General features: G+C 75.6%; 1 protein-coding gene. It reads right to left on the bottom strand.

Going from position 1 to position 2,677, the window contains the following annotated elements:
• Positions 1 to 2,621 (bottom strand): dTMP kinase (gene tmk, locus GL263_RS24770; RefSeq protein WP_182857971.1); only part of this gene is annotated, 2,621 nt, incomplete at its 3' end.
• Positions 2,622 to 2,677: the final 56 nt, after the last annotated feature.

The following is a 2,677-nucleotide window of genomic DNA, read 5'->3' as shown; positions in this document are numbered from 1 at the left end:
GTGTTCGGGGTCGCGGTGGACTCCGACTTCCGCGCGGCCTCGGCGGCGAGGCGGGCCTTCTCCGCCCGCAGCAGCGCCTCCTCCGCCTTGCGCTGCTTCTCCAGACGGCGCGCCTCGGCCTCGGCGCGCAGCCTGGCCTGCTCGGCGGCGAGCTGCCGCAGCCGCTCCTGCTCGGCCTCCCGGGCCGCCTCTTCCTCCTCGCGGCGCCTGCGCTCCTCCTCGGCCTTGCGGCGGGCCTCCTCGGCCTTCTTCCTGGCCTCTTCCGCGAGGCGGGCCTCCTCGGCCAGGCGGGCGGCCTCCGCCTCCCGGCGGCGGCGCTCCTCCTCCTCGGCGCGCAGCCTGGCGAGCTGTTCCTGCCGTTCGCGCTCCAGCCGCTCCTCCTCGGCCTTGCGGGCGGCCTCCTCCTCCTCGCGGCGCCTGCGCTCCTCCTCGGCCTTGCGGCGGGCCTCCTCGATCGCCCGCTTCTCCTGCTCCGACATGGGGAGCACCTGGTCGAGGCGGTGGCGGATGACGGTGGTGACGGCGGCGCTCTCCTGCCCGGCGTCGACGACGAGGTAGCGGACCGGGTCGGCGGCGGCGAGCGTCAGGAAGCCGGACCTGACCCGCTGGTGGAACTCGGCGGACTCCGACTCCAGCCGGTCGGGTGCCTCGGTGAAGCGCTCCCTGGCCGTGGCCGGGGAGATGTCGAGCAGCACGGTGAGGTGCGGGACGAGGCCGCGGGTGGCCCAGCGGGAGATGCGGGCGATCTCGGTGGCCGACAGTTCCCGGCCGGCGCCCTGGTAGGCGACGGAGGAGTCGATGTAGCGGTCGGAGATGACCACGGCGCCGCGTTCCAGCGCCGGCCGCACCACGGACTCCACGTGCTCGGCGCGGTCGGCCGCGTACAGCAGGGCTTCGGCGCGGTCGGAGAGGCCGGCGGTGGAGACGTCCAGCAGGATCGAGCGCAGCCGCTTGCCGATGGGTGTGGCGCCGGGCTCGCGGGTGACGACCACCTCGTGGCCCTTGGCGCGTATCCAGGAGGCCAGCGCCTCGACCTGGGTGGACTTGCCGGCGCCGTCACCGCCCTCGAGTGCGAGGAAGAAGCCGCTGGGCGCGGGCGCCTGGGCGGGGTCGTCGCCGCGGAACGCGTCGAGCAGGTCGCGGCGCAGCGGTACGCCGCCGCGGTCGTCGACCCGGCCGAGCACCAGCGCGGCCACGGGCAGCAGCAGGGCGCCGACGAGCATCAGCGTGAAGCCCGCGCCTCCGCTCTCCACGACGAACTTGCCGCTTTCCACGCGCTGCTGGCCGACGAGTGCGGCGAGCAGCGGCGCGCAGAGCACGCCGAGCGCGACGGAGAGGCGTACGACGGCGGTGAGGTGTTCCCCGGTGCGCGGTCGGCGGAACTCCTCGACCTCCTGGTCGATCAGCTCGTGGGTGGTCCGGGCGGCGACGCCGGCGGACAGCCCGGCGAGCAGGGCGGCGAGCAGCGACGTCGCCGTGTCGGCGAGCAGCCCGGTGGCGAACAGCGCGACACCGCAGGCGGTGACGGCCAGGCCCAGCAGCCGTCGCCTCGGCAGCACCGGCAGCACCCGGTGGGCGCCGCGGATGCCGAGCGCGGTGCCCCCGGTGAGGCCGAGTACCAGCAGCGCGAAGGTGACCGGGCCGCCGCCGAGGCCGAGGGCCTGCAGCACGGCGACCGACACGGCCGCGGCGACGGCGGCCGCGACGGCCGCGCCCGTCAGGACCAGCAGCGGGACGGCGCCGGTGCGGCCCTTGTCGACCCCGCCGGCGTGCTTCGGGCGGCGCAGGCCTTCCAGCGGGGAGCGCGGGCGGGGCGTGTCTGTGGCCGGCAGCCGCAGGAAGACCAGTACGGACACCGAGGCGGCGAACAGCCCGGCGGCCACGTAGGAGGCGAGGGCGGCCTGGTGGTTGTGGAACCAGGCGACGCCGGCGCCGAGCAGGTTGTTCAGCAGGGAGACGGCCAGCAGCGCGGCGGCGGCGGCCGGTACGGCGAGGAAGCCGGTGCGCAGGGAGAGCCGGCGCAGCGCGTCGTGGTGGTCGGGCAGCGGGCGGACGGCCGCGCCCTCCGGCGGCGACGCCGGCAGCAGGGCGGGCGCCGCGCTCTCCCTGGCGACCGTCCAGAACCGTTCGGCGACGCCGGTCAGGAAGATCGTGACCAGCAGGATCGCGTAGGCGTTGTCGGGCGTCCAGTTGACCCACAGGGGGGCCACGATCAGCAGCGCCGCGCGCACCCCGTCCGAGACGATCATCGTCCAGCGGCGGTCGAGCGCGTTGCCGGGCGTCACCAGCGAGGACAGCGGCCCGAGCAGGACCGCGCCGAAGAGCAGGGTGGCGATCAGTCTGGTGCCGAACGCGGCGGCGACCGCGAGCGCCACACCGGCGTAGCCCGTGCCGAAGACGGGGGTCCCGCCGGCGAACGCCACGCTCTGCGTCGCCTGCACGGCGAGGAGCACCAGGACGAACAGGCCCAGTACGTCCCCGACGGAGCTCACGCACTGGGCGCTCCACAGCCGCCGCAGCGGACTGTGTCGCACCAGGGCGCGGACGGCACGCTCGCGGGACTCCGCGGCCAGGGCTTCGGATGTGGGGTTCCCAACCGGAGGCTGCTCTGCACGCGTCATATGGGCCAGCGTATCGGCTGTCACCGACAGCCGAGCGGGCTCCCGGGGGACGGGAG

Source organism: Streptomyces durbertensis (assembly GCF_014156695.1).
GTDB classification, from domain to species: domain Bacteria; phylum Actinomycetota; class Actinomycetes; order Streptomycetales; family Streptomycetaceae; genus Streptomyces; species Streptomyces durbertensis.
Note: the sequence above shows the minus strand (reverse complement) of the source record. Positions and strands in the feature narration are given on the sequence as shown.